The sequence below is a fragment of the Bartonella birtlesii IBS 325 genome, from assembly GCF_000273375.1.
Lineage (GTDB): Bacteria > Pseudomonadota > Alphaproteobacteria > Rhizobiales > Rhizobiaceae > Bartonella > Bartonella birtlesii.
In genome coordinates this window covers 1555608-1558825 of record NZ_CM001557.1, presented here as the reverse complement: position 1 = coordinate 1558825, position 3218 = coordinate 1555608, and the positions used below count along the sequence as shown (strand labels likewise).

The following is a 3218-nucleotide window of genomic DNA, read 5'->3' as shown; positions in this document are numbered from 1 at the left end:
ATGCGGTAGCTATAAAGAAGATAACAGCTATAAAGCACGCGTGAAAAAAAGCAGGCTTTCATAATCAAAATGCAAATAAAGCATTTATTATAAGAGCGCGGCTTTATTAAGGTTGTTTACATTAGAGACCCTTATAAACAAAATTCACAAAAAAATTAAATTCATTTAGTAAAAAAACAGATAAGTTATAAAGATAAAAATACGCATTAAGAGATCGTTTCTAAATATTATAAATGTATAATTCAGAAAATAATGCAATCGTTTAAGAAAGCCTATAATATAGCTTTAAACGTACATAAATATAAAATAAGCAATTAATAATCATAAAATATTATCAATACACAACGTATTTAAAAAATACAAAAAATATCAAAAAAGATAAAATAATATTTGACAATAAATACGCATTTTGTTATATACATAATCAAGTGATCAAAACACTTCCTAAAGCGGATAAACTACGATAAGGTTTCTCCCATTTTTAAAAAACTGACTTTCTTTTATGCTTTAATTAGCATATATGATGATTTTGTCGGGTGTGGTCATATTATACAATACCCTATGGGGAAGGTATGGCAACAGACTTTAGGCTGTGTTTTGAGCACCCGACGCCTTTATAGGAGTCAATTCAAAACATTATTAACCTAAAGGAGTTCATTATGAACGCTATCTCAAAAAAATATGAATTTACAAATGAAACCAAACAAGTTGGTTATGCTACACTTTATCGCATCCGAGCATTAAGAGACTTTGGTGATGTTAAAGCTGGTGATCTCGGTGGTTTTATTGAGAAGGAAGACAACATTTCTCATGATGGCAATTGCTGGGTTTACGATAAAGCACACGTCTTTCAAAATGCAAGGGTTTATGGCAATGCTAAAGTTAAAGGCTTTTTTGTTGATGTTTATGGCGATGTCCAAATTTATGGCAATGCTATTTTTGAAGGCATGACAATAAATGATTATTGTGAGGTTTATGGTAACGCCCATATTCAAAACGCTGTTGTAATTGAAGGTAATGCAAAAATTTATGATAACGCTTCTGTAAGCGGGCATGCCTATATTTCTGATGAATCTGTTATTTGTGATAATGCTCATGTCGGTGGCAATGCAAAAATAAGTGATGGTGCTTATATTTGTGATGAATCGCGTGTATTCGATGATGCTGTGGTTTGTGGTGCTCTTGTCTCAGGGGATTCTTATATTCATAGCGCCGCCTCTTTAACTTCTGATGATCAAATTAATGATGAGGCAATTCCAAGATTCGGTAGTGAAGATGATTATTTTAGTGATGAGTACGAGGATAGTTTTTTTTGATTACTATGATACATCATTGAATTTGAAAAAGGCATTTTGTCTATAAAGAAGTGGGCGCGGGGGGCGCCTGCTTTCAGAGAGCAATATAAAAAGGTATTAAAATCTCCATTAAACTCAATAAAACATGGAACATAATTAAAATTATAGGTGTTGGAAATGCTCAATCATGATGATATTGAAAGTATTGAAATTTCTTTTACTGTAAATGGTAAAAAAATAAAATTTGATAAAGAGACTAATGATAAATTAAAGAAAAATATAGATTGGGAGAAATTTTTGTCGCAATTATTCTTTGGTAAAGAATAATAAGTCCTCTGGGACAAATGCAGACATTTTATGGGGGATATAAAAATGCCTAAAATTTTTATTGTCTATAATGATCAGACTGCCTTAGAGCAGCTCGAACTTATTCTTTTCAAGCTTGGATTGGAACCATACGTTCTGAAATTTACTAGTAGTGATGATTTAACTACCATTGAGGATTTTAAACAAGAGATTAGTATGCAAACTAATTCTACAAAATTTGGTATTGTGCTACTTACTCCCGATGACATTGGCTATGCAAAATCTGCTGGTAAAAAAGACGCACAACCGCGCGCTAATCAAAATGTTATTTTTAAAATGGGTATGTTAATTTCTGCAATTTCTTGCAGAAATCTTGCTATTTTAAAAAAACGAGATGTTGAGGCGCCTTTAGATTATGAACGGATAAATTGCATCCCTTTTAATGAACACGTAAAAGAGACGCTCCCAAAACTTGTTGAACTATTAAACACAGCCGGATTCAATTTAGATACAGTTAACTACTGAATTTTTTTCTTTGCATGAAGTATACGCAAGATACGCACTCTTCTTTGTTCTAAAGGATAAGGCTTTAGGAGCATATGGGATAAAAACATCCCGTACAGGTTTATTTTCTTGTAATAAAAGCATAAAATGATATAATCATCCCGAAAGGGACGATAATGATTGAAAACAGAATAAAAATATTGGGATTTATTGTTAAAAATACACGTAAAAAACAAGGATTAACACAAGAACAGTTAGCAGCTACATCAGGGGTTGGTGTGCGTTTTATCCGTGATTTAGAAAGAGGCAAAGAGTCTTGTCATGTTGGAAAAACCATACATGTGCTTTCAATGCTTGGTCTTGACATTCAGATTGAAAATGAAAAATTATGACCCGTACACTTGATGTTTATTTACAGGAAAAATTAGTAGGTCAATTACAACAAAAAAAAAGTGGAGATCTCACGTTTCTCTACGATACTGATTATTTGTATAAAGATTTACAGGGCATCTCTGTCTCTCTACCTCCTCGTGTTGAAGCTTATAAAGGTCAAGCAGTAAAGGCCTTTTTTTCAGGTCTCTTACCCGATGATAATGTAAGATATCGTTTAGCAACTTATTTAGGTCTTTCTGAACAAAATGCTTTTGCTTTGCTTGAAGTTGTTGGGGGAGATTGTGCTGGTGCTCTCGCTTTATATCCACATGGACAAGTTCCAAATTTGCCAACTGATGATGTAGAAACTCTTGATGATACTCAATTGAAAGAAATTCTTGAGTGTATTAAACGTCGTCCAATGCTTGCTGGTGGAGATGGCTACAGATTGTCTCTTGCGGGTGCACAAGATAAATTAGCGGTTGGCTTTAAAGATAATCGTGTTCAACTCATTAAAGGGGGGGCTCCGACCACGCATATTTTGAAACCTCTCATTGAACATATTAATGATAGTGCGCATAATGAGCTTTTTTGTATGAAATTGGCAAAACTCGTAGGTATTAATGTGCCGGAAGTGTATTTACATTTTGTCAATAATACACCTTATTGTCTCATCACTCGATATGACTGACAAAATGATGATTTTAGTGAGTGATTAAACCACGTCTTAAAAAAACATGC

At 33.3% G+C, this 3218-nt stretch carries 5 protein-coding genes; all 5 read left to right on the top strand.

Annotated elements, in window-relative coordinates; all coding sequences use genetic code 11:
• Positions 1–659 precede the first annotated feature (659 nt).
• The 5 genes from QWU_RS07445 (at position 660) to QWU_RS09410 (ending at position 3168) form a co-directional block, all read left to right on the top strand.
• The gene (locus QWU_RS07445) at positions 660–1316 is read left to right on the top strand and encodes a hypothetical protein (RefSeq protein ID WP_017196504.1); all 657 of its coding nucleotides are present in this window, start codon (positions 660–662) and stop codon (positions 1314–1316) included.
• 156 nt (positions 1317–1472) lie between these two features.
• A complete protein-coding gene (locus tag QWU_RS10050; RefSeq protein WP_017196503.1) occupies positions 1473–1622 on the top strand; it encodes a hypothetical protein in 150 nt (49 codons plus the stop codon).
• A gap of 30 nt (positions 1623–1652) precedes the next feature.
• Positions 1653–2126, top strand: coding sequence for a TIR domain-containing protein (locus QWU_RS07435; protein ID WP_240532160.1), 474 nt, complete (start codon positions 1653–1655; stop codon positions 2124–2126).
• Positions 2127–2281: 155 nt separating this feature from the next.
• Entirely contained in the window at positions 2282–2497 is a 216-nt protein-coding gene (locus QWU_RS07430) for a type II toxin-antitoxin system Y4mF family antitoxin (RefSeq protein WP_017196501.1), read from the top strand.
• A complete protein-coding gene (locus QWU_RS09410) occupies positions 2494–3168 on the top strand; it encodes a type II toxin-antitoxin system HipA family toxin (RefSeq protein WP_017196500.1) in 675 nt (224 codons plus the stop codon). The genes QWU_RS07430 and QWU_RS09410 overlap by 4 nt, the downstream gene beginning before the upstream one ends.
• Positions 3169–3218: the final 50 nt, after the last annotated feature.

Bases quoted from the DNA above. Each gene is read 5' to 3' on its own strand.
- QWU_RS07430 (WP_017196501.1), top strand. From the start codon at position 2,282: ATGATTGAAAACAGAATAAAAATATTGGGATTTATTGTTAAAAATACA.
- QWU_RS07445 (WP_017196504.1), top strand. From the start codon at position 660: ATGAACGCTATCTCAAAAAAATATGAATTTACAAATGAAACCAAACAA.
- QWU_RS07435 (WP_240532160.1), top strand. From the start codon at position 1,653: ATGGGGGATATAAAAATGCCTAAAATTTTTATTGTCTATAATGATCAG.
- QWU_RS10050 (WP_017196503.1), top strand. From the start codon at position 1,473: ATGCTCAATCATGATGATATTGAAAGTATTGAAATTTCTTTTACTGTA.
- QWU_RS09410 (WP_017196500.1), top strand. From the start codon at position 2,494: ATGACCCGTACACTTGATGTTTATTTACAGGAAAAATTAGTAGGTCAA.